14 protein-coding genes are annotated in these 26,455 nt (G+C 38.3%); 1 reads left to right on the top strand and 13 read right to left on the bottom strand.

Features of this window, described 5'->3' with window-relative positions; translation table 11 throughout:
- Positions 1–40: 40 nt before the first annotated feature.
- Genes FG27_RS12720 through FG27_RS12710 form a run of 3 tightly spaced genes read right to left on the bottom strand, consistent with a single transcriptional unit; the run spans position 41 to position 3,052 of the window.
- Positions 41–1,234, bottom strand: coding sequence for a glycoside hydrolase 100 family protein (locus FG27_RS12720; RefSeq protein WP_231563317.1), 1,194 nt, complete (start codon positions 1,232–1,234; stop codon positions 41–43).
- An 8-nt stretch (positions 1,235–1,242) separates the two neighbouring features.
- Positions 1,243–2,385, bottom strand: a complete 1,143-nt coding sequence (locus tag FG27_RS12715; protein ID WP_037319677.1) for a glycosyltransferase family 4 protein — start codon at positions 2,383–2,385, stop codon at positions 1,243–1,245.
- A 7-nt stretch (positions 2,386–2,392) separates the two neighbouring features.
- Positions 2,393–3,052, bottom strand: coding sequence for a PIG-L deacetylase family protein (locus FG27_RS12710; RefSeq protein WP_037319675.1), 660 nt, complete (start codon positions 3,050–3,052; stop codon positions 2,393–2,395).
- A 242-nt stretch (positions 3,053–3,294) separates the two neighbouring features.
- Between FG27_RS12710 and katG the strand changes: the two genes are divergently transcribed.
- A complete protein-coding gene (gene katG, locus FG27_RS12705) occupies positions 3,295–5,553 on the top strand; it encodes a catalase/peroxidase HPI (protein WP_037319672.1) in 2,259 nt (752 codons plus the stop codon).
- Between the two features lie 146 nt (positions 5,554–5,699).
- On the opposite strand, the gene FG27_RS18705 is transcribed toward katG, so the two are convergent.
- The 10 genes from FG27_RS18705 to FG27_RS12650 all read right to left on the bottom strand — a co-directional run bounded on the left by FG27_RS18705 (position 5,700) and on the right by FG27_RS12650 (position 26,440).
- Positions 5,700–15,017 (bottom strand): malectin domain-containing carbohydrate-binding protein, encoded by a 9,318-nt coding sequence (locus FG27_RS18705; RefSeq protein ID WP_051935849.1) that lies wholly within the window; start codon positions 15,015–15,017, stop codon positions 5,700–5,702.
- Positions 15,018–15,191: 174 nt separating this feature from the next.
- Entirely contained in the window at positions 15,192–17,561 is a 2,370-nt protein-coding gene (locus FG27_RS12690) for a polysaccharide biosynthesis tyrosine autokinase (RefSeq protein WP_037319669.1), read from the bottom strand.
- Positions 17,562–17,569: 8 nt separating this feature from the next.
- Positions 17,570–18,349, bottom strand: a complete 780-nt coding sequence (locus FG27_RS12685; RefSeq protein WP_037319668.1) for a polysaccharide biosynthesis/export family protein — start codon at positions 18,347–18,349, stop codon at positions 17,570–17,572.
- A 43-nt stretch (positions 18,350–18,392) separates the two neighbouring features.
- A complete protein-coding gene (locus tag FG27_RS12680; RefSeq protein ID WP_231563316.1) occupies positions 18,393–19,745 on the bottom strand; it encodes an exopolysaccharide biosynthesis polyprenyl glycosylphosphotransferase in 1,353 nt (450 codons plus the stop codon).
- 45 nt (positions 19,746–19,790) lie between these two features.
- Positions 19,791–20,564 (bottom strand): glycosyltransferase family 2 protein, encoded by a 774-nt coding sequence (locus FG27_RS12675; RefSeq protein ID WP_231563315.1) that lies wholly within the window; start codon positions 20,562–20,564, stop codon positions 19,791–19,793.
- Between the two features lie 501 nt (positions 20,565–21,065).
- Positions 21,066–22,049 (bottom strand): UDP-glucuronic acid decarboxylase family protein, encoded by a 984-nt coding sequence (locus FG27_RS12670; protein ID WP_051935848.1) that lies wholly within the window; start codon positions 22,047–22,049, stop codon positions 21,066–21,068.
- A gap of 31 nt (positions 22,050–22,080) precedes the next feature.
- Positions 22,081–22,674 (bottom strand): WcaF family extracellular polysaccharide biosynthesis acetyltransferase, encoded by a 594-nt coding sequence (locus FG27_RS12665; protein ID WP_037322260.1) that lies wholly within the window; start codon positions 22,672–22,674, stop codon positions 22,081–22,083.
- A gap of 10 nt (positions 22,675–22,684) precedes the next feature.
- On the bottom strand, positions 22,685–23,926 hold the full coding sequence (locus FG27_RS12660; protein WP_037319662.1) for a glycosyltransferase: 1,242 nt from the start codon (positions 23,924–23,926) through the stop codon (positions 22,685–22,687).
- Positions 23,901–25,097, bottom strand: a complete 1,197-nt coding sequence (locus tag FG27_RS12655; RefSeq protein ID WP_051935847.1) for a glycosyltransferase — start codon at positions 25,095–25,097, stop codon at positions 23,901–23,903. The genes FG27_RS12660 and FG27_RS12655 overlap by 26 nt, the downstream gene beginning before the upstream one ends.
- Before the next feature lie 17 nt (positions 25,098–25,114).
- Positions 25,115–26,440 carry a hypothetical protein gene (locus tag FG27_RS12650; RefSeq protein ID WP_051935846.1) on the bottom strand — a complete coding sequence of 442 codons (1,326 nt, stop codon included), beginning with the start codon at positions 26,438–26,440 and terminating at the stop codon, positions 25,115–25,117.
- Between the last annotated feature and the right edge of the window lie 15 nt (positions 26,441–26,455).

The raw sequence follows: 26,455 nt of genomic DNA, 5'->3' as shown, positions 1-26,455 counted from the left end.
CAAATAAAACTAAAAATCTAACGTGATTTTAGAGCAAAGCTTAGCGGTTCTGACTGAAGGAGGCTTCTCTTATTTCATCAAAAAACGGGGTGTTTTTTTCTTCTACACATTTTACAGCATAAAGATAGAGCGCGGCACTCCAGGTTTGCCAGTCCTGGCCCATGGGTTCGCCATTTTGTGATCTAAACCATTCATTAAATCCAAAATCAAGACCAGCGGTTCTGGAGCGTTTTATAAGTTTGGTAAGCTCAATGAGTTTTATTTCGGCAAGGTCAAAATGCTTTGCACCCACAAGGGCTGCTATGTAAATCCCACAAATAAATGGCCATATTCCGCCGTTATGATAATTTCCCGGTAAATTATAATCTGCATAGCGTTTGTGCCAGTCTGAATCTTCCGGTTTTATAAAAGGATAAAAATTAGGAGGTAAATTTACTGCTAGGTCTCCGCTGGATTTCATTGCTGTGCACTCTTTTTCAATCCATTCAATAATAAAATCTGCTATTTTTGGAGAAGCAATACCAGAAAGTATAGCAAGACTATTTCCAAGCAGATCAAACCTATCACTATTATAAATTTTATAAGACCAAAACGCATAATAAGGTTTATCCCTTACTAACAAACCTTGCTGAACTTGTTTTTTGAGCCTGTCTCTAATAATCGTGAAATTTTCCATTTCAGCGTGCATCTTTTTAGCCCGATTATGAAATCCCATTAACTGCAAATAACTATAAACCACGGTATTCACAAAAAGTCCATAACCTAAAACCCACTGTTCGTCGCGCCAGTCACTGGTGGGCTGCTGCGCAATTAGATATTGATCTGTAGGGCTTTGATATTCCATCCACAATAAAGATTTTTCTACAGCGGTTTTTAAAAATTCAGGTTCATTCACTACTTTTCTAAACATTCCGGTACCCAATAAAAACAATGGTGTCGTATCACTGGCTCCCCTATCTTCACTATCGTGAACTAATGAGGGAACATGTCCTTTTTCTGACTGATTTTCAGCTAAGGTCTCCAAAACTTTTCGGATGCTCGCTAAAAGCACCGAATTACCGGAAACCGCTATTCCGAATATAGAAAACATTAAATCCCTGGTATAAGGTTCGGGATAACCCCAGCCAGCAGTTCTGGGCAGATGCTGAAAGGGTCCTTCAGCATTATGAAGAAGCACATTTAATGCTGCCTCTTTCGCTAAAGCAATTAATTCTGAATTTTCTGATGTCATCATTTTAAATTTTAAACTAACCCTAATTTATTCTCCAGGATTTGCAAAAACCTTCTTGCCACAACCCTGTAATCGAAGTTCGCGACAACCCGCTTTCTTCCTTCTGCTCCCAGATTACCCCTTAAAGATTTGTCCTTCATCAGCCTTAATAAGTACTCCGCTATATCCTGAACATCGGCACGGTAATCTACAGTACGCGGGGTATCAAAAACGATTTTATGGTTCTTTTGAAATCCGGACTCCTTCCCTAAAATCACCTCTTTAGCAATAATTCTTTCTGAAACTTCGGCCAGTAAAGCGGTCTTTTCGTGGATAAGGGTATCTAACATTCCCATAGCATTTATTCCTAAAACCGGTTTCCCACAAGCTCCGGCTTCCACTTGTGGCATTCCAAACCCTTCAAGCCTTGAAGGAGCCGCATAAATATCACAGGCACCTATCAGGTAAGGAACAAAATTGCGGGAAATAGTATTTGTAGCGTAAAAAATCTTTTTTTCAAGACCCAGTTTTTTGGCTAATTCAAGATCTAATATGTTTTGAGCTTTAGTGCGGGGTTGAGGCCATACTTTACATACATATTTCCAGTTAAGCGAATTATCGTCTATTAATGCGAGAGCCTCCATCACTTCCCTGGCACCTTTGGAAGCGGCATCGCCTCCTATGGTAAGGATCAAGAGTTGATTGGGCGTAATCCCCAAAGCTTCCCGAACCGCCACAATTTTAGGATCATTATTATTAAAAGGAATAAAAGTATCGGTATTACAACCCACGGGTAAGACTTCAATATTTTCGGGATTTATTCCATCTCGCACATACATTTCTTTCACCCAATTTGAAGTTACCAAAATAAGGGGTAGCTTATTCAACACATCCTGATAATTGGCAATATATCCATCTGCTACCAACCAGGGAACGGGCACGACCCCGTGGCTTTGCGGATGAAGAACGAGTTGCGGGGTATGGCCCCAATACCCCACTCCAACCACGACATCGGGTTTAAACCAACGATAATACCATTCCTTCTCCTGGGCAGATTCAAAATGAACAGCGTGTGCGTCTATTCCCAACTCAAGAAGACCTTTATATAATAAATCTCCTTGCGTAGCCAAACCTCCGGGAGAAGGAGGATAATCGTAAAGCACCAATATTTTCATTTCCGTATTATTGTATTTTTTTCAGTCTCCCAACTTGCTGCAACCACTCATAAGCCTTTTCTGGATTCTTAAATTTCCAAAAAGCTTCTATTTTAGGTGTGGTTTCGGCTTCAAAACCTGCAATGGGAAATCCATAAGTTTCGGTAATAAGTGCATATTTTTGCTTCCATATTTTTTCCGGTAACGGAAACTGAAAAGCCTTTTCTTCCGCTCTTGAGAAATATTCTTTATTTCCGTCTTCATAAGCAAAAGTCCAGAGTTCGGTTGTTGAAATCTTCTTTTCGTACCATAATTCAAGTACAGCCCGGCTTACTTCTTCGTGTCTTAAGTGCCGGGTATATTCTCCTGAAGGATTATGCGTGATAATTAGATCAAAATCCTGGTTGGGCAGTAAACTTAATATTGTCTTTTTAACTATTTCATTATCTAAAGGTTTTTGTTTAGGGCTGTCATCTAACTCGCCCATTGCTCCATTAGCTTGTAAAATTTTTAGGCATTTGTGAAATTTTGGAGCTCTTTCTATATCGTCTCCACGAGAAAGAGAGATCACATACCAGTTGAAATAAGGATGTGTTAATATAGTACCGCCGCACCATAAAGTTTCATCATCTGGATGTGCAACGATAACCAGTGCGTTTTTATTAGATAAATTAGTTTTAGTCCCCACTTAAAAGTTATTGGCATCAAATTCTTACCTTTTCGGAATAGCCTAAAGTTAGTCTATTACTGACTAATAAAACGTACTTAAAAACCCATACAAATCACATATTTAGAAATTTATGGTTTCGCTGCACTTTCGCGCTATAGTTTTTGCCTAATCACTATAGTTATTTAGTATAAAAATTAAAAAGCTATAAGTAAAAATTATAGTATTTTTAGATTGTTAATCTTTTAAAACTCTCCTTAATTATGGAAAAACACAATCAATCAAACAATTCCGATAATCACAAAGTATGGGATGTAAATGAATCTAGTCGCTGTCCCTTTATGGGTGGCTCTCTTAATAAGACTGCCGGTAGCGGAACTTCAAATCGAGATTGGTGGCCTAATCAATTGAACTTATCAATTTTAAGACAACACTCTAATATATCTAACCCTATGGGGGAAGATTTTAATTATGCTGAAGAATTTAAAAGCCTTGATCTTGCCGCTGTTAAGAAGGATATCTTTGATCTAATGGAAGATTCCCAGGAATGGTGGCCTGCGGATTATGGTCATTACGGACCTTTCTTTATTCGTATGGCCTGGCACAGTGCCGGAACCTACCGTATAGGTGATGGTCGTGGGGGAGCCAGTTCGGGTTCTCAACGATTTGCACCCCTAAACAGCTGGCCGGATAATGCCAACCTTGATAAAGCCCGCTTATTACTTTGGCCTATCAAACAGAAGTATGGAAGAAAAATTTCCTGGGCAGATTTGATGATTTTGACCGGAAATTGCGCTTTAGAATCTATGGGATTAGAAACCTTCGGATTTGGCGGTGGCCGTGAAGATATTTGGGAACCGGAGGAAGATATCTACTGGGGGTCTGAAGGCGAATGGCTGGGAAATGAAGAACGATATTCAGAAGATAAGGAACTTGAAAGTCCGCTGGGAGCTTCTCACATGGGACTTATTTATGTAAATCCTGAAGGACCTAATGGAAATCCAGATCCCATTGGAGCTGCAAAAGATATTCGTGAAACCTTCGGCCGTATGGCGATGAACGATTACGAGACAGTAGCGCTTATAGCCGGTGGACATACCTTTGGAAAGACCCACGGTGCAGCTGATGCTAACGAATATGTTGGAGCAGAACCTGCAGGTGGTTCTATTGAAGAAATGGGACTTGGCTGGAAAAACAGCTTCGGAAATGGAAAGGCAGAAAATACCATAACAAGTGGAATTGAGGGAGCCTGGACTCAAACACCTACCAGGTGGAGCAATAGCTTTTTTGACAACTTATTCGGTTTTGACTGGGAATGCCATAAAGGTCCAGGTGGAGCTTTCCAATGGAAGCCTAAAGATGGCGCTGGTGCAGGAACTGTTCCCGACGCTCACGACCCGGATAAGAAACACGCTCCTTTTATGCTTACTACCGATCTTGCCTTAAAAGAAGATCCAGAATATTTGAAAGTATCCAAACATTTTCACGAAAATCCTGAGGAGTTTGCTGAAGCTTTTTCAAAAGCCTGGTATAAATTAACGCATCGTGATATGGGACCTTTATCACGCTATTTAGGTCCAGAGGTACCTTCAGAAGAACTTATCTGGCAGGATCCTGTACCAAAGGTTGATCATGAATTAATTAACGATAAAGATGTTGCAGGACTTAAGAAAAAAATCCTTGATTCAGGATTATCGGTTTCGCAACTGGTTTCTACTGCGTGGGCTTCTGCATCTACATTTAGAGGATCAGATAAACGTGGTGGTGCTAATGGAGCACGTATTCGACTTGAACCACAAAGACATTGGGAAGTTAATAATCCTCCACAATTACAGAAAGTAATAACAAAGCTTGAAGAAATTAAAAAAGAATTCAATGATGCACAATCTGGAAACAAAAAAGTTTCCGTTGCAGATCTTATTGTCCTTGGAGGATGCGTAGCAATTAAAAAAGCTGCTGCAGATGCAGGTTATGATATTGGTGTTCCATTTACTCCTGGCCGAACAGATGCGACGGCAGAGCAAACTGATGTGGAAGCATTTGAACCCCTGGAACCAAATGCAGATGGTTTCCGAAATTATGCAAGAAATAGAGATAACATCTCGGCTTCGGCTGAAGAAATGCTTGTAGATAAAGCACAGTTACTAACATTAACACCACCAGAAATGACTGTATTAGTTGGTGGGATGCGTGTCCTTGACACTAATTTTGATGGTTCGAAACATGGTGTGTTTACAGATCGTCAAGGGCAATTAACCAACGATTTCTTCAAAAATATTCTTGATATGCGAACAACCTGGAAAGCAACTTCAGACGCTCAAAACGAATTTGAAGGTAGCAATCGCTCTACAAAAGAGGTTAAATGGACAGGAAGCAGAGTAGACCTTATTTTTGGATCTAATTCAGAGCTTAGAGCCTTGGCCGAAGTTTATGGCTGTGTAGATTCAGAAGAAAAGTTTGTAAAGGACTTTGTAAAAGCCTGGGATAAGGTAATGAACCTGGATCGTTTTGATTTGGTTTAGCTAGTGATCTAAGAAGTGTTAAAGTGAATTGACCTTTCAACATGAACCTTGTCAAGGTTTTTTATAGAAAATATCACTTTATATTAAAAATAAATCATCCCTCACAAAATTTATTGAGAGGGATCATTTTCTTTTAAGCTGAAGGTTTATTTTCGCTTAACCAGTCTTAAATTCAAACTTTTAGTGTCCATAAAATTTAATTTCATAATGTAGGTTCCATCAGGAAACCCTGTAACATCTATATTATATGAACCTTTGTCTACCTGGATTCGTTTGGCATCCAGAATTTTCAATAACCTTCCATTGGAAGAATATACCAAAAGTTCCTTAAGATTATATGATGGATCCGATAGTTTCAAATAAACATCATTAATGGAAGGATTAGGATATAAATAGGCCGATAATTGTTCATCTGAGTTTAGTAACTCATGAGCATTTTCAATACTGGTATAATTTTCTTTTGAGATTATCTCATTCAAATTCCCAGAAACTACCACCTGTTTTGCCATACTGGAACCAAGTATTTCAATGCCATTAACTAAAGGATTCTCTACAGCGTGTAGAAAAGATATATCTAAAGATCCATCTGCTACCTCCACTATTTTACTAATTACCGCGCCTACTCTATGACCAAAAGTTCCAGAGATATCGATTCCATTCAGTTCAGGATGCACGATCCCTTCTAACTCCACATTAAATATTCGTTGGCCTGTTTTTGAAGTTCCGTGGTAACCATTACCCAGGTAAAGACGTACCTCATAAGTGCCGGGGTCTACTGGGAATGAATAGGTAATATTCGGTGCGCCGGGGTAATGGTCTGACCTTTCGGTATTAAAAATACTGGTCGGGGTCGTTTCCAAATCCACTTCAGTTGTATAGTTCTTCATACTAAAGTTACCGGTGTTATTCCCAGCTGATACTGCTAAATAAGGAGAATTTTCAGAGGAAGTATCTCCGCCCCAGTCTAGTTCACCATCTATGGAAGCTATTGCAGGACCACCAGAGTTTACACGGTATAATACTCCGGATTCTGTGGGCTCCTCAATCACTGTGACATTAAAACTTTGTTCCACGAAATTACTATTGGAATCTGTAGCTCTAATAGTGATCTCAGATACCGCCGTTACCGTAGGATAGCTTAAGCTTAGAATATTATCTAATATTGAAGCACCTATAGAGGGTTCGCTATTAAGTTCCACCGTGTATACCAAGTTCTCGACACCCTGGTTATCATCAAAATAAAGGTTCAGATCAAAAGTATCATCCACATCCCCAGTATACTTTTGGAGATCTGGAAGGTTTTGTACAATTACAGGAGCTCCCGAGCTAACCGTCCAGTTAAAACTAGAGGTTACCGAATCTGTGGTTATATCATCACTATCATCTACGCTTACGCTTACCACATAAGGCGTTTCCCTGGCAGCGTCAGGGGCAATGCTGCCACTAATCACACCCGTTGAGGCATCGATAACCACTCCAGCTGGGGCTCCCGAGATGGAATACACCAAAGCGCCATCTCCACCGGTGGCACTAACTGAAAGAGTCCCATCCAAAACATCGCCGATTACATTTGTTTGATCTGAAATTGAATTAACAATAATATTATTTTCAGCAAGGCTTAAAGCTATAGTTCTCTGACCTGTTAATCCATAGTTGATAATTAAATTGGCGTTCTCTTCGTTGCTATTACCAATATATTCAAGTTCGATGAGATGAAGATCGTTTGGTTTTAGCAGGGCATTAGTAAGATTTCCCGCTATAATTTGAAAGTTTTGAGCATATAAACCTTCAAGTTCAATTGAAGTAATAAATATCCCCGTATTTCCACCAGTTATTTCCAAAGGCATTTCCATTGTGAAATTTTTATCGATTTTCAGGGAATCCGGGATTGAAATTGAACTGGCTATAAGAGATGTTCCAACTGGAGTATCATTTCCCAGAAACTCCATCTTCTTTTGGTTACCTCCTCCTAAAGAAGGGGAGCCTGCAGTGATATATATTCCACTTCCAGAGACTATAGCCTGGGTCCCGTGTCTTTTATGGTTCAAGGAAGCAATTCTTTTCCATTCACCTAAAGTTGGATCATATTCTTCCGTAATATTGAGTGCATCACTTATAACTGACCCATCAACTTCTTCATTTGAAACTTCTCCTCCAATAACAACTAATTTATCTTCAAAATTTACTGCTGCTGCAGCAGCCCTTGGAGTGGGTAAATGATCTGGTAAAGTGCTCCAGGTTGAAGTGCTAAAATCGTACACGTCAACCTGAGGGATAAGCGGTTTAAAAGTACCTCCCGTCCCTCCTGAAAGCCTGCCTCCTGCAAGGTATAATTTATCTCCTATTACTGTAGAGTGAAAATGATCACGAGGTGTTGGAGCATCCGCTAGTGGCGTCCATATTCCTGTGGCAGGATCATATTGATCAAACCAGGGGACATACCCTCCATTATGCCCATTCGTATTACCTCCAGAGATGTAAAATTTATCATTATAAACTACCACTCCTGTAGAGCCTCTTCTCCTGTTTTCAGGAATAGAAGGACCTTGAATCCATTCCTGTGTATCTGGATTAAAAATCCAAACATGCTCGGTTGGAATTTCTGAAGGGAAATTATTGGTGCTAAAAGCCCCTATTACCCAAATTAAGCCCTGGTATTCTGAAGCCTGAAAGTGGTTAAATTCAAATGGTGCCGAATTAACAATAGGAGACCAGGAGTTTGTGTTGTAATCATATACCTCTACAGTTTTAGCACTTTCCCTTCCTCCCATTAGGTAAAACTTATCCCCGGCCTGAACGAAAGAGCATTCATGCCTCGCTGTGTAATTTTGATTCTCAAACTTCTCATTCCACAATCCGGAAAATACAGGTGAGGAAACTACCCAGGTAAAACTTATGCTACTTTCCTCAACAATTTCTTGGTTACTATCATTAACAGTTATTATAACATTGTAAGGACTTAAAATATCTGCATCCAGTGCAATCGTACCACTAATTACACCGGTAACGGGATCTATTACTACACCCGCAGGAGCACCGGATATCGAATAGACCAAAGATCCATCTCCCCCGGTTGCCGATACTGCGAGACTACCATCGAGCTCATCGCCGGTTATGTTGCTTTGATCTGCTATCTCTGTTATTGAAATAGGATTTCCATTATCTCCGGAACCAAGTATTTCAATTCCATTAACTATAGGATTCTCCACAGCGTGTAGAAAGGAAATATCCAAAGATCCATCGGTTACCTCCACCATTTTACTAATTACCGCACCTACCCTATGACCAAAAGTCCCAGAGATATCGATTCCATTCAGTTCTGGGTGCACGATCCCTTCCAACTCCACATTAAAGATTCGTTGATCCGTTTTTGAAGTTCCGTGGTAACCATTACCCAGATAAAGACGTACCTCATAAGTGCCGGGGTCTACTGGGAATGAATAGGTAATATTCGGTGCGCCGGGGTAATGGTCTGACCTTTCGGTATTAAAAATACTGGTCGGGGTCGTTTCCAAATCCACTTCAGTTGTATAGTTCTTCATACTAAAGTTACCGGTGTTATTCCCAGCTGATACTGCTAAATAAGGAGAATTTTCAGAGGAAGTATCTCCGCCCCAGTCTAGTTCACCATCTATGGAAGCTATTGCAGGACCACCAGAGTTTACACGGTATAATACTCCGGATTCTGTGGGCTCCTCAATCACTGTGACATTAAAACTTTGTTCCACGAAATTACTATTGGAATCTGTAGCTCTAATAGTGATCTCAGATACCGCCGTTACCGTAGGATAGCTTAAGCTTAGAATATTATCTAATATTGAAGCACCTATAGAGGGTTCGCTATTAAGTTCCACCGTGTATACCAAGTTCTCGACACCCTGGTTATCATCAAAATAAAGGTTCAGATCAAAAGTATCATCCACATCCCCAGTATACTTTTGGAGACCTGGAAGGTTTTGTACAATTACAGGAGCTCCCGAGCTAACCGTCCAGTTAAAACTAGAGGTTACCGAATCTGTGGTTATATCATCACTATCATCTACGCTTACGCTTACCACATAAGGCGTTTCCCTGGCAGCGTCAGGGGCAATGCTGCCACTAATCACACCCGTTGAGGCATCGATAACCACTCCAGCTGGGGCTCCCGAGATGGTATACACCAAAGCGCCATCTCCACCGGTGGCACTAACTGAAAGAGTCCCATCCAAAACATCGCCGATTACGTTTGTTTGATCGGCTATGGATTCTACTAGTATATCAATTCCTCCAATATCCTCGATCACATTCACCTGGAAGCTTTGTTCTACAAAATTACTATAGGTATCTGTAGCCCTGATGCTTAGTTCTGATAAAGCTGGAACCCCGGGGTAGCTCAAGGTCAGCACATTATTAATAATCACAGCCCCTATAGAAGGATCGCTGTTAAGTTCAACACTATATTCCAAATTTTCCACGCCATCGTTATCATCGAAATAATTGTTTAAATCGATACTGTCATCTGCAGAAGAAACAAGCCGTTCAAGGTCTGGAAGTGCTGTGGTGATGACGGGAGCCCCCGAGCTCACTGTCCAGTTAAAGCTGGTGCTTACCACATCCGAGGTTACATCATCACTATCATCTACGCTTACGCTTACCAAATAAGGCGTTTCCCTGGCAGCGTCAGGGGCTATGCTGCCACTAATCACACCCGTTGAGGCATCGATAACCACTCCCGCTGGGGCTCCAGAGATGGAATACACCAAAGCGTCATCTCCACCGGTGGCACTAACTGAAAGAGTCCCATCCAAAACATCGCCGATTACATTTGTTTGATCTGCTATTTCTGTTATTGAAATTGGATTTCCCATTATGCTGGATCCTAAAATTTCAATTCCACTAATTAAGGGATTTTCAATACTACCGTGAAGAAAGGAAATCTCCAGGGAACCGTCAATTATTTCCACTGTTTTACTTATCACCCCACCTACTTTATGACCAAATGTATCGGAGATATCGATCCCTTCCAGTTCAGGATACAATATACCTTCAACCTCAACATTAAAAATTCGCTGACCTGTTTTTGAAGTTCCGTGGTAACCATTACCCATATAAAGGCGTACTTCATAATTACCGGGAGCTACCGGAAAGGAATAAGTAATATTTGGTATACCCGGTGAATGATCTGACCTTTCAGAGTTAAAAATACCCGTGGGAGTAGTTTCCAGATTAACCTCATCTGTATAATTACTCATATTAAAGCTAGCCGTACTATTTCCTGCAGCTTCAATTAAGTACGAAGAATTTTCCGAAGAAGTATCTGCCCCCCAGTCTATTTCATTATCTATGGAAGTTATTGCAGGACCACCAGAATTCACCCGATATAGCACAATAGAGGGCGTAGGATCTGAGGTTTGTGGATTTACGGTAACTCTAAAAGTCTGTTCCACATAATAATTATCAGCATCTGTAGCACGAACCGTAATATTAGCAATTGCAGCTACTGCGGGAAAACTTATGCTTAAAAGGCTATCTAATATGGCCGTATTAACGGCAGTATTACTATTGTCTTCGATAGAATATAATAGATTTTCCCTTCCAGCATTATCATCAAAAAAATTGTTCAAATTAATAGTTTCATCTTCAGAATCCACATATCTATTGAGATCTGGTATATCCTGAACAATGTATGGCTCACCAGCTGTTATGGTCCAAATAAAGGAAATGCTTACTGCATCATTGGAATGGTCATCCCCGTCATCTATTGTAATGGTAATGGTATATGGGCTTTGATCATTTGCATTAATATCAATTGCACCTCCTATTTGTCCATTTGTAGGTTCAATAAAAATCCCTAAAGGTGCCCCAGAAATACTATATGAAAGATTACCATCACCTCCACTTGCCTCCACGGCAAGACTTCCATCAAGTTCCTCCCCAACAATATTAAATTGATCCGGTATTTGGGAAACCACAATAGGCGTTTCCCTTCTTGAAGAACCTAAGATCTCTATTCCGTTAATCAGTGGATTTTCAATTTGTCCGTGCAATAAAGCTATGTCCAAAAAACCATCATTCACCTCTACTATTTTAGTTATAACAGTACCGGTGCGATGCCCGAAAGTGCCAGAAAGGTCAATATCTTTAATTTCCGGATGCGTAATGCCTTCAATTTCAACATCGAATATTCTCTCATCAGGATCTGAGGTACCATGATACCCATTACCCATATATAATCGAACTTCATAATTTCCCTGCTCTACAGGAAAGGAATAGGTTACATTGGGCGGACCTGACACATTATCAGAACGTTCTGTATTAAAGATACTTGTTGGTGTAGTGCTAAGATCTATTTCTTCAGAATAATTGTTGATACTGAAACCACTGGTATTATTCCCTCCGGCTTCAGTAAGGTATGGAGAATTCTCCCCGGAAGTATCTGCTTCCCAATCTACCTCTCCATCAAGAGATATAATAGTTGGCCCACCGGCATTGATACGGTACAAAATATTTGAAATAGGAGCTTCATTTACCGTAACCTTAAATGTTTGCTCAACAAATAGGTTATCGGAATCTGTAGCACGTATGGTAATATCAGAAACTGTAGGTGTAGGTGGAAAGCGTATTTCTAAAATGTTTTCCACAATAAAAGCTTCAATTGCAGGGTTTGAATTATTAACTATGGAAAACTGAAGGTTGTTAGTTCCATAATCATCATTAAAATAATTATTCAAATCTATAGTTTCGTTTACTGCTCCGATAATTTCGGTGATTTCCGGGAGTTCTTCTATTATATATGGAGCACTTCCTGTTACGTGAAGATAATCCCATGTCCCCTCTAATTCTACTCCTGGTGCATTGGAAGTTCCTATTAAACCGACTGCCAAATCCTTTGCGGAGCTTTGAATAGCCTCCAGAATAGCTCCCTGGGCCACAAGGGAACCAGCTGAAATGCGAGGCCCATTATCAAATGTATACTCGAAGTCAATATTTCCTGAGACAGGATCAATCACGTAAAAAAGAGCTGCTCCGGAATCCGGCCTATTTTGCTCAGGGACAGTTATTAATAATGGATCCAATGGCACATCATTGATTTCCTGCTGTATGGTCAGCCCACTCTTTGTTAAAACAAATTTTATATAATTGTCCTGAAAACCTGTTCCTATAAATATTCCTAATTCCCCGTTCGGAGTGCTCGAATGACCATATAACTGCAACGGATCATTAAAATTAAATAGTCCGCCAGTCACTGTAAAAACTCCTTTAGACTGGTCAACCCTAACTCCATACTGAAAGCCTTTTTCCTGATTGTTATTGGTACCCAGTGCTGTTCCGGCCGTCATTTGCATAGTCATTGCACCAATGGCTCCTCCTAAAATATCATTTGGATTTGGTTCACTCGCGTCATCCCGCCTGTCCATCCAGTTCAGCCAGTTGGGATTCGGATCACCGTTATTCATTAGGCCTGTTAATCCAAGCCCCATATACCCCTGGAGATCTGGATTGCTGGAAAAAAGTTCATTAATTACCGGTAGACTGAAAGCATCACTACTACTTTCCAATGGATTTCCTAATTGGAAGGGATCTTGAGCATCTGGAATTCCATCACTATCATCATCAAGATCATTAAGGTCTGAAATTAAAGGGGCACCTGCTGTTTTATTATGGTCATTAGGCTGGGACCCTCCATTACAATGATCTGTATCATTGTCTATTTCATCCTGATTGGTATAACCATCGCCATCATAATCTGCCAGGGGATCATAACCTTCATCTTCAGGCTGTAAGCATATACCAAAGTCCTGAGGTTCAAAAACAACTAGTTTTCCATTTAAGGTTACCACCCAAATTGTTCCTGGAAAAATATCATTATCCCCATTACAGGCTACACCCAGGGCGTCTCCACCAATACCAGAGGCAAATGATGGGGTAAGTTCTTTGAGACTTCCGTCTTCATTGAGTTGAACGCGTCTTAAAACTCCAGTGTTCACTCCTGCGATAAGATCTCCTTTCATAGCCCCATTAAAGTTGGAAGCAGTATATTCATCTATAGCATTTGTATTGGTACCCCAAATGGTTACTAATTCATCTTCTGGACCATCGGGATTTGGATCTCCGGGGCCTCGATAATCTCCCTCTACGGGATTTGCAACCTGAACGGGAGGCCAATTGGCTGGGAGTCCCAATTCAGGATCAGAGGTAAATCCATCTGTATCTTTATTTGGGTGATAAATTAAAGTACGAAATATAGCTCCTTCAGTACCTGTTACCGCCGGGTTTGTATATAAACCTGCCCCATATGGATTTGCCCTTACGGGAGTAGGATGCCCACCATAAAAACTACCAAATTGATAAGACTTTATATCCAAAGTTACCAGACTTAGATGATCTTTGTTATTGATTTTTTCACCTCCTGAGGTATACGAACTTCCTGGCTCACCAAGGTCATAATCATTATTGGCATCTCCACCTCCTTCATTTACAGGAAAGCCTCCCCATCCCCCATTAGCTCCATTATCTGTAACATAGACTGCTCCACTTTCGGTAACTACGAGGTCATAAGCATTACGGTAGCCGGGAGAAAATATTTGAACAGGCCCCCCAGGTACGATTATAGCCTGGTTAAGCCCATCATTGCCTCCAAAAGGATCATTAACATCAATCCCGTCATACCCAGGTGCATCGGGATCTGTTATTCCATTCACGTTAGGTCTGGATGGGTCGTCTAATGTTGGAAGATCGTAGATATATTTTCTGCCATTGTCATTCTGTATAGGCATGTTCTCAAGCATCGTGAGATTAACTGAGAGGATTGCTGCTGAAAGGGCATACTCTGTTGTATATGCAAAGTTTGTTGAGGGTCCCCCTGCATTAGTATGCCCTCCAGAAGCAACTATTAAATAATCATCCCCATTAATAGTAGTGAATTCCATGTTATTGGTAGAGTGATTCTCCTCAGAACGTGGTAAACCTCTTATGATATCTACTACATCCCATCCGGTACCGTTCCAACTAAACCTGGTAATAATACCGGAATTCGTGTCTAATCCCACATCTCCACTGCCACCACCTCCACCGCCGCCAATTCTAAAATCACTGGTAGATACATATAGTACAGGATTGGCTGCAGTACCAACTACTTCCAAGCCTATTGTTTGGCGCATTGTACTTTGATGAAGCGAACCATCATCATTGTGACCTTGTATAGACTGGATTCCATTAATTTGTTCCATTTCAGTAACAACATAGGAACCCCCGTCAGTTCTTTCCAGGGTTAAGGCCTTTATCACCCCTACATATTCTGCCACATATAATCTCCCATCAGGACCAAAGGTTAGGGAAGTTCCATTATTGATGGTTCCCTTCCCGTTAAGGTCAATATTATTCTGTGAAAAACTCTGAGCATTCAGTTGAGAACTGGAGTAGAAAATAAGATAAATGGAAATGAAAAGAATGGATTTTAAAACCGAATAGAATAAAGTTTTCATCTTTTAATTAATTAGAATTATGACCTGATAATTTTGAAAATGGGGTAGATTAATACACGCCAGAAGAGCTCTAGCACAAAAATCTTTTATTTATTTAGGGTGATAAAGATTATAGATTCCCAGCTAAGGATTTAGTGGGTTGTTCAATTCTGAAAATGGAAGAAATGGTTAAAATTAAATATCGAAAACAGTAGATTTATATTTTTTGCTCCAGGAGCGCTCTTTGGCATCACCATAACCATAGCCATAACTATTACCATAACCTAAATGGGCTTTGGATACGTGGTTGAGGATAAATGCAATCTTTGAAAATTTTTCCTGTTCTTTTGCTCGCTGCGGAAATTCAAGTAATTCCTTATCTGTAAATCCCGCTTTTACTATATATAAAACTATATCAGCAAACTTGGTAAGTAAAAATGTATCTGCTACCAGCAATGAAGGAGCTGTATCTATAACAATATAATCATATTCTTTTTGCATACTTTCAATCAAAACCCCCATTTTCGAAGTTTTAAGCAGCTCGTAAGGATTGGGTGGATAGTTCCCACTTAAAAGAATATCTAAATGAGCGTTCAAGTTCGATTTTTGAATTAGACAGTCCAGATCTAAGGAATCATCTGCCAGGTAATCGCACAATCCTAATTTTTGACTTTTGTTTATTACAAACGGTTGAAGTTTAGAGTTTCTTAAATCCCCGCCAATCAGTAAAACTTTCTTTGAGGTATTTGCTAGGGTAATGGAAAGATTAACTGAAGTAAATGTCTTTCCTTCTCCTTTTATAGTAGAGGTTACTAAAAAAGTAATACCCGAGGTCTTATTTTTTTGAGTTATTAGTAGGTACTGTAAATTAGTTGTCAGAATTCTGAAGGCCTCTGCAAGGACAGATCGGTCATTCGATTTAATAAGTCTTAATTTTTGCGTCATTTTTGGAATTTCACCCACCAATGGAATATTAGAAGCCAAACTTTCTATATCTACTCGCTTTCTTATTTTATTATCAAGAAGACCATTTATATAGATTAATGAAAAAGGTATAAATAAACCTAAAATAAATGTTCCCATATATACACTTCTGGAATTAGGAGAAATTGGATAATCGCTGAAATATGCACGGTCTACTATTTTAGCTTTAGGTTCAGTTATAGCCATGGCCAACGAATTTTCTTCTCTTTTTTGCAATAAAAACAAATACAAAGTTTCTTTAATACTCTGTTGTCTTTCAATCCCCCTGTATTGGAGTTCTTTTGTTGGAACTGAATAAATTTTAGAACCAATACTGGAGGCCTGTCGTTGAATATCTTCTTGTGAAATTAAAAGATTGGACCTGGCTTGGTTTAAACTTTGTACCACATTGGCTTTGATTTGATCTATTTGACTATTATATTTCACTACCATTGGGTTTTTTTCACTGGATCCTGCCAGGAGCCTGTTGCGATCTAATATAAGCGAATTGTATTCATCAATTTGATCGTTGACTCCACCTTCTGATAGGCCTAAATTAGATGGTAAAAGGTTCCTATCCGATTTTGAAGAAATATACTCCAGCATCGCGTTAGAAAGTTCCAGTTGCGTACCAATCTCCTGTCGCTTTTTATTATAATCACTCGCATTCTGTATAAACATTTGAGATTCAGCGTGTATATCGGTGAGTTGATTCTGTTGTTTGAAAATTTTCTTTCCGGTTTCAACTGAATCCAGTTCTTCATTGATAATGGCCAGGCGCTCATTTATAAAATCAAATGTATTCCCGGCTATTAGGTTTTTATCTTCTATCGCCGATCTATTGAACTCCATAATTAATTGATCCAGAATATCCCGTGCTTTTTCTTTTACAGGATCACTAAGTTCAATTCCAATCAAGAGGGAATTTTCGTCTGCCTGGGTAAAATTTATTTTGTTTCGATAATTGGCAGCTATTTTATTAATTTCTGAGAATTGGACTATGGTTTTACCCTCATAACCCCTATTACTTTCCATGGGACGAATTATTATCTGTGCAAAGCCTAAATCTATGGTGTTACCAGGCTCCTCTTCCTTAATCGTTCCTGTTTGTAGGTTTTTAATCTTGTATATTTTATTGGAAGATCTCCAAATTTCAAACCTGCCACCACCATTTTGTTTAAGAAGATTTTCATCAAACCCCATAACGTGGATTGAAAAAGGAACATTCTCATAAAGTTCAATATCATTGAACTCGCCCTCAATATAATACTGAATATACAAATTCAAAGATCTAACCACCTCATTCATTAGACGTCTCGAACGCAAAATACCCAGGTCGTTCTCTATACTTTTAGTCCCAGCTGTACTCATAATACCCAGATCTTTAAAAATTACAGATTCAGAATTTTTTGAGGAATCATCTTTGAGAATAATTTGAGTTTTGGCAATATATTGAGGGGTAGTATATCTTAAATATATATACCCTGCCGCACAACATATAATAATGCATAGTATAAACCAGGGCCATTTTTTTAAGTATTTAGTTATCTCCTTTCTCATATTGATCCTATCCATATGAGCTTTATTGATATTGTTTTCCATAACCTGAGTTATTTGGTGATTAAGATAATGAGTGAGGCAATTACAGATATAATAGATAGGTAAGTCGAAGCTAAACCGGTAGAACCCGCAGACTGCCTTCTTGTTCCTCGTGGTTCAACATAAATAACATCATTTTGTCGTAAATAATAATGGGGGTTAGTGACCACTCCAGCATCGGTGAGATCAAGATATGCATACGTTTTATGATCTCCATCTTCACCCATTACAAGGATATTTGTTCTTTGCCCAAAAATGGTGAGATCCCCGGCCATACCTAAAGCTTTGGTTATGCTGATGTGATCATCTTCAATAAAAAATGTCCCGGGATTTTTCACTTCGCCTAAAACCGTGATTTGAAAATTTAAAATCCTTACATTCACTATTGGATCCTTTACGTACTCGGCAATCAAATCTTGAATTTTCTTCGCCAGTTGAATGTTTGTATAACCTTCAACCTTCACTTCTCCTATAACAGGAAAAACTATGGTACCTTCATCCGAAACAAGATAGGTTTCAAGCTCTACTTCTCCCATTATCCTATCTTGAGAGGTAATAGATTTAGTAAGGTTAAATGGTAAAGCTGCTTCCTGTTCCGGTGCCGAAACTCGAATAGTAAGCACATCATCAGGCTGTATCTCCAGATTATTACCGGATCGTTTAGCTTCATTTTTTCTTAATTGCTCTATCTCCTGAAAATAAACCATCTCTTTTCTAGAAACGCAGGAATAAAGTAAGATGCATAAAATACCGGACAGCAAAAGCCGTTTGAAAGTAGAATTTAGTTTCATTTAATAATTTTGATTAGAGAATTGGGTAATGTTTCAATTTCTTTTAGAAGGCCTTTTCGTCACCCACCATCGCATTGTAAATGGTTTGGTAAATGATTTTGAAATCCATCAAAGGATTCCATTTTTCGAGATAAAAAATATCAAACCTTGTTCTGTTAATAATATCTGATTTACAGGATATTTCACCCCTATAACCTTTAATTTGTGCCAGACCAGTAATTCCAGGTTTTGTAAAATGTCTAACCAGATATTTATCTACTGTTCCCGCATATTCCAGAGTATGAGTTTCCATATGTGGCCGAGGTCCTACAACACTCATTTCCCCTTTTAGCACATTTATAAATTGAGGTAACTCATCAACACTTGTTCTTCTTAATATCCTTCCAAGTTTGGTCACACGTGGATCATTTCGGCTACACATCCTTTCATCTGCCAGTTTATTCACCGTCATAGATCTAAACTTATAGCACCAGAATGGTTTTTTGTTATAACCGTGCCTAAGCTGTTTGAAAAATAGTGGCCCTTTCGATTCGATCTTCATTAAGATGAAAACCAGTGGTATAAGCCAGGATAGTATAAAAACTATTACTAAAATAGAAAATAAGACATCAAAAATCCGTTTTCCGTATTTAGCATAATTTTTTTCCAAGGGAGATTTCCTCAGATTTAAAACCGGAACAGTGCCAAACAGCTCTACATTCATTGACCTTGTAAAAATCTCTTTATTGTCAGGTATTAATTTGAGGTGCTTAAGATTATTATCGGCAAAAGATATTAAGCGGTTTAGCTGTTCATTAGAAAGCTGTGAAACTATACAATAAATTTCATCAATGTTATTCTCCAAAATAAAATCATAACAAGAGTCCACATTTCCCAGATAATCTTTTTTATCAGAACTATTATTATGGAAAAAACCTTTATACCTGTAACCAAAATCGGGTTCATCAAAAACTTTTCTAATAATCCCCATATTCTTATCATTTCCCACTATTACCACGTTTTGATAATTTCCTCCTTCTAAACGATAAAGTCGCCTTACGGAAAAGAAGAACCAGCGATAAAATGTTAGTATTAATAGGAGAAATACCAGGGTAAATACCTGGTACTTTATTACCAGGTCCAATTTTAAAAATGCAAAAACGGAAAAGTATGCTAAACAGAATAATAGATAATGCCGAAGAAATTTGTTGAATTTGGTTCTAAAGCGTTCTTTCCTTTCTACCACGTAAAAATTAAGACATAAGGCAGATAATATCCAGGCTAAATTGAAACCAACAATAGCCAGAATATTAGCATAGAATTCAGGATTTAATAAATGTAAAAAAACATTTATTATAACTAAATGTGCCAATAATGAAAAGGGCATTATAAAAGGAGACCATTTCATTTTATTCATATTTATATTGAAAATTTTAAACTTGAGAAATCCAAAAAAAGCTTTTCAGGTTTTAGGAGAAATACTTGTTAAACTACGGAATTGAGGAATTAAATACTGGGGAACTTTGCGCCCAATTTTGCAAAATAGGGTGAAAAAACCACTTAACTTATTGAGCCTAATAATCCTTAAATCTTCTTTAGATTTCTTTATCTGTAATTCCATTGAAGTGCTTAGGCCGCCCAGACGCATTTTAACTACCCATTCATTTAAGAAATACTTTTTTATATCATCATTTTGAAACCACCTTAGAGAAATTTCGTAATCACTTGCTATAGTATACCCAGAATTATACATTCCATATTTTTGAAAAACCTCCTTACGAACGAAAATTGTGGTATGTAATGGTATCCAACCAAAAAACAGAAATCTTTTATTGAATGGCTTAGAAGAATACATCCGTTTGACTTTTTCAGGATTTTTTTGATCTACAAATAGCCCTTTCGCATATACAAGATCTGCATTTGAGATTTTAAAAGCTGCAACCACTTTTTTAATCGTATCAGGTTTGTAGAAAAAATCGTCTGAATTTAGGATCCCTATTATATCTCCAGTGGCATTTTTAATCCCCTTGTTTAAAGCATCAAAAATACCTTCATCTTTTTCCGATATATAATATCCCAATTTGTCACGATATTTTTCGATTTCCAGTTGTGTTCCATCTGTAGAACCTCCATCTATTACAAGGTGCTCTATATCATCATAGGTTTGAGCTAATACAGACTCTATACATTCGGCAATGCAGTACCGCCTGTTGTAAACAATGGTTATTATTGACATTCTCATATTTGAAAAATTATTTAATTAAATAAAAGAAGTGAAAAGAATTAGGCCCTTTCATGGTTATAGGCCTGGGCTCCTATTAGAATAATAAGTACAACCCATAAAATATTGTAGCCTGCAATTATATTTAAATTCATTGGTATTTCAGAGCTTAAAAAAAAGCATATGCTATCAATTACTATTAAGTGCATAAATGCTGCGAACGATAGTGTTAAAGATGAAGTTTTCATAATTTATATTTTATACATTCATATAGGTGAATTTCTATCTCTAAAAGAATAAATTAACCGCCATAAAGGCGCTTTGCTATTGGATAGAAGCTACATTGAAGTTGGGGCCTTACTTCACAAAAGGCTCATTTAACGTAGGTAGGATATCGGGATATGTCTAAAATATACTAGAAAGTAAAATTTTTGGGATGGGCGGTTTTTTATTTTTCAGGTAATATTATTAATATTTTATGCTATTTGAATATTAAACAAACACTTTTAGAAAGTGCTATTTTACCAGGTGAAGGGTTAAATTTCTATCCTTCAGCGGAGTTCCGTGATATATAGATTCAAAATATTGAATTGTTTTAGACAAACCTTCTTTTAACTGGATTTCTGGTTTCCAACCCTTAAGTTTGGCTGTAGCCAAATGAATGTCTGGTTGTCTCCTTTGAGGATCGTCCTGGGGAAGTGATTTGAAAATTAATTTTGAATCAGATCCTGTGAGTTCTAAAATATTCTCTGCTAGTTCCATCATAGTATATTCCTTCTGGTTACCAATGTTAACAGGACCCGTAAAAGCGTCTTCAGTATTCATCATTCTTATCATGCCCTCTACTAAATCATCAACATATTGAAATGATCTGGTTTGACTACCATCCCCAAAAATAGTAATGTCCTCACCATTTAAAGCTTGCATAATAAAATTGGAAACTACCCTACCGTCATTGGGATTCATGTTGGGACCATAAGTATTAAAGATTCTAATGATTTTTATACAAACATCATTTTGTTGATGGTAATCCATAAACAGCGTTTCAGCACAACGTTTACCTTCATCATAACAAGACCTCGGTCCAATTGGGTTTACATTTCCCCAATAACTTTCTGGTTGGGGGTGTATTTGTGGATCGCCATACACTTCGCTTGTACTGGCCTGTAAAATTTTTGCTTTTATCCTTTTTGCCAGGCCAAGCATATTTATAGCGCCAATTACTGAAGTTTTGGTGGTTTTTATAGGGTTATACTGGTAATGAACCGGACTAGCCGGACATGCCAGATTATAAATTTCATCTACCTCTATAAAAAATGGCGTCGTAATATCGTGCCTAATAACCTCAAACAAAGGATTCTTCATTAAGTGAATTATATTTTTCTTACTACCGGTAAAATAGTTATCTAAACATATAACTTCATTTCCATCTTTCAAGAGTCTTTCACATAGATGAGACCCGATAAATCCTGCCCCTCCTGTAACTAAAATTCTTTTCATAGTTTTATATTTAAGTAGTTAATAATAATAATTACCATAGGTTTACGACCTCTTCTGTATTTTTCCATCTTTCTTTTTCAAAATCACTCCCGGTTCTTTTGCATATAAGGTTATTCTTCACATCTGATGTTATCACTGAACCGACGGTAATTACGCTATCAATTCCAATGCTAACATTTGGCCCTATAAAACAACAGGCTCCAATCCAACAACCATCTGCAAGGTTTATTGGGCCATTTCTAAATGGCATGGATGGTTTACGATAGTCATGATTGCCTCCACATAGAAAAGCCCTTTGGGAAATACATACATTATCACCGATGTGGACTTTCTCAAAATTCAAGATGAACACTTCTTCCCCAATCCACACGTTGTTTCCAATCTCCAGTTTCCACGGAAAATGGATATTCACCCTTGGCTTAAGAATTACATTCTTTCCCACCTTTGCGCCGAACAATCTTAATAAAGAAACTTTTATAGAACTTGGAAAAGGAAAAGCAGTTAAGAAAAAAAACATCTTAAATAAATACCAGGTCATCTCTTTTATCCTGCTTGCGCCTCTGTTCAGTCCTATTGAAGCGTCAAACTCGTTTAGCTTTACTTTTGAAATAGTTTTTGCATCCATAGCCATTAATCTAGAAATCTACACCTTGTATTTTAGCAGAAGCTCTACTTACGACTTCCAACAAATGCCTGGAAGCTTTATGAATCTCAAATTTTTCCTGAAAGCTTATTTTTGCTTTTTTAGCCATTTCATCTTTTTTTTCCTTATCCAAAACCCACCAATTTCCAAGAAGATTTGAAGTCCCAATTAAGTTATCATCTTCAACAAACCCTGAATCAGAATTTAAAATTTCTCGCCAAATATTAACTTTATTTGTAATTAATACCGGTTTCCCACAAGCCATAGCTTCAACGATTGCAATTCCAAAATTTTCCTGATGACTAGGTAAAATAAAGGCCTGACAGCCATAAAAGGCACCCCATTTAGCATCTCCGGAAAGCATACCTGGTAAAAAAACATTTTCTTTTAAAGAAGGATTTTTATTAATAATATTTTGAACTTTTTTACCATACTCAGATTCCAATCCGGGTCCGGCTATGACTAATTTTGGAATTTCCGTAGCTGAATTTTTAGCCTTTTCCCAATTATTCAGTAAATCTGCATAAGCTTCCACCAGAATATCTACCCCCTTTTTCTCATGGATTCTGCTTAGAAAGAGTATATATTCATAATTCGTAATTCCATTACATTGTTCTTTAAAGGAAATTTTCATCTCAGGGATAAACTCAGGCGGAGCTTCTACTCCCAAACCCACCACAATTTCCTCTTTTGGATGGTATGGTTTGAAAGGGACACGCGCCAATAAACATTCTGTTTCACAAGTAAAAAGTATGGCATCTGCATTGTTGATAAGCTTTCTTTCGATTAATTCCCAGTATAATTTATTCCTGATTGCCTTTAATTTTCGATCCGGTGCAGTTTGAAAATAGGGGTCTAACATACCATGAGGCATAACATGAATTTTCGGTAGGTTTTCTTTGAAATCATCACTTTCCTCTAATTCTTTCCTGATCTTCTCAAAAGCATAGGAAGGATACTGCCAAAGCCCATGGACAATGATAGCATCATACTCAAAGAAATTGTTTCTTAGCCAGGGTATAAGCTTAGAGCTATAAGACCAGTATTTATCTGAAGGGCCAAGTGCATGAATTTTAAAATCACTTTTTATTATAAAATCTTCTTCGGGTGAATCAACGCAAACCACTTCACTGGTCACCCCATATTTTGAAAGCCCCGAAATAATGGTTCGCACTGCCTGGCAAACACCACCGCGTTCAGGATTCATCTTATCTATTGCGTGTAAAAGCCTCATCAGTATTTTCAGATTTTAGAATATCCAGGTAAATCTTTTCTATCTTATCAAGCGCATCTTTAGCATTGAATCTCTTTGCGTTTTGAATCCCACTTTCTTTTATTATTTCGAGTTCAGAACTAGAGGCACTTATTACTTTTTGCAAAACCTCGGCAGCATTTTCACTCCATTTCATAACTTCCGATGAATTAGAAGGTTTTCTGGGAATATAATAGGCCGCTTTCTTTGCAACCTCAGTCATTGGTGCCTCCTTCGTAGTGATTACCGGGCATCCCGAAGCCATTGCTTCCGCTATTGGCCAACCAAATCCTTCGGCCAACGATGGGAAAAGAAAAACTGAAGCACCTGCGTAAACTTTTTTAACCCATTCGTCTGAAAAAGAATCCAGCATATGGATATCTTTTTTAAATGAAGAAGTTTGCCATTCATTCTTAATAAGTTCATCTGGTTTTTCTCCAACAAGCAGGAGGGGTAGGTCTTTTTTGAACTTTATTCGCCATGCATTATAAATCGCAATGACTCCCATCCTGTTCTTATACCACTGGTTGCCTCCGACGTGAAGTATATAACCATGGAACACATCAATTCCAGTTTCTTCCTTTAAATCAATTCGCACATTACAAACATTCATTGGTTTGAAGTTATTATTGAGCCCGTTATAGACTACTTCAGATACTCCGCCAGAGGAAGAGGTAAACCTGTGAAGATCTCGTTTGGTATTTTTAGATACAGAGATGTAATTTCTGCCCCTGGAATAGCCTCTACGAATCATAGCCTGATATTTCTTGCCGGTCCAACCAGTATTATTTTCAGAAATTTCATTCAGCGCAGCTCGCTGGGCCAGGAAATCATGACAATGAATAGCATGTGGCCTTTCGGACACCAAAGGCACCCAAGGTCCCAGTGCTTGATCTGTAAATACAAAAAGGGTATCCGAATTCTCCTTTTTTACTTTGAAATATACTTCCACTGGGAACAATAAATATTGATCTAAATAACCAAGCCATTTTTTAAATTTTTCAATCATAGGCAGTTTATAAAATCGCCCTTGGGGTGACCATACCCTGGTGGTATGTCCCCGCTCCCGCATTCCTTCATCCAGTAAGCGAGTAAATCTCGGCATACTTTTATGGGCGATAAAACTGGGATGTGAGAAAAAGACAATGTTCATCCTAACTAAATATTGATCTAAGAATGTGGCGTAGCTTTTTCATCTTCATGGTTTAATGAAGCGAGCAATAATCCACCTATTAATATTGCAAATCCTAAAGCTGTAGGTTGAGCCCATTGCCCCTGGGGAACTATTAAAAGGCAGAAACTCAATAGCATCCAGGGTAAAAAATCACCAGTTTTTAGGCTCTGATAACTAGCCAAGGCCATCTGCAAACAAATTCCTAAACGAATTAAAATAACTCCAAATCCCATTAGAAATCCCATCTCGCCCATCAGTCTTAACCATTCATCTTCTGCTACTAGGAAATTCCTACCTCCAGTTAGCAGGAAACTAGCCACATTTGTACCTAACCCAATTCCGTATCCCCAAAATGGAATTCGCTCTGCGGAAGAACCACTAACCGCAGAAATTAAATTTCCAAAATACCTGTCTACCAGGGTACCTTGCAAGCCACCTTCTACTTTGCTTGCTGTTTCAAACCGACTGGTAAATACTTCGGTACTTGTTTGAAAAATTTCCACATTATTTAAAAGTCCTAAAATAATAAAGCCTGCAATGCCCGCTCCAATGAAACGGCCAGCATATTTGGGATTTCTAATACTGGCAAGGACTGCAAATGCTACTCCTATGATAACCTGAAATAACAATGATCTACTAATAGAAAGTGGGATAGCTATAAACAAAGCAATAGTTGCAGCAATAAGTAATAAGCGATTGACTTTTATTCCTCCTATCCAAAAATAGAACACAAAACAGGTAAGGAGGCTAAAGAACATAGTATTACCTGTGGTAAATGAGAAGGTACCTGAGGGCCTAAAATATCCCATTGCGCCACTAAATCCGGATCCTTCCATATCCCCTCCAACTCCACGATTAACCCAGGCCGATTGGGGACTGTAAAACTGAAGCGATATTAATATGATCATGGGTATAGCTATCCATAACATAATCTTTCCAACCTTAATCACATCCTCCCGGGAAAAAACTTTACCTATGACGAAGATCACAGGAAATTGAAGCATAAGAATTCTTGCTCCAAAAATTCCAATAGCAAGATTGCCATGCCCAAAAATTAGGGTCGTAATTAATGCCAGCGTCCCTATTCCTAACATGCCCACTAAATAAATTGAAGGGGGAAGAAGATTTCTTCTCCAGGCATGAAAAAGAAGAAAAATAGCTACAGGATCCCTAACAATTAAAAGTGGGGCTGCAAGACCCGGTAAAAACCATTTACGCAGGGCACCTTCAAATAGAAGGAGAAAAAAACACCCCCAAATACCCAGTTTAATCAACCGGTATGGGTCATTTTCATCTACAAGCCTGTTTAGAATGATCCTCATCTTTAAATTTCCAAT

Source organism: Salegentibacter sp. Hel_I_6 (assembly GCF_000745315.1).
Lineage (GTDB): Bacteria > Bacteroidota > Bacteroidia > Flavobacteriales > Flavobacteriaceae > Salegentibacter.
This window is presented reverse-complemented; position numbering and strand designations above follow the sequence as displayed.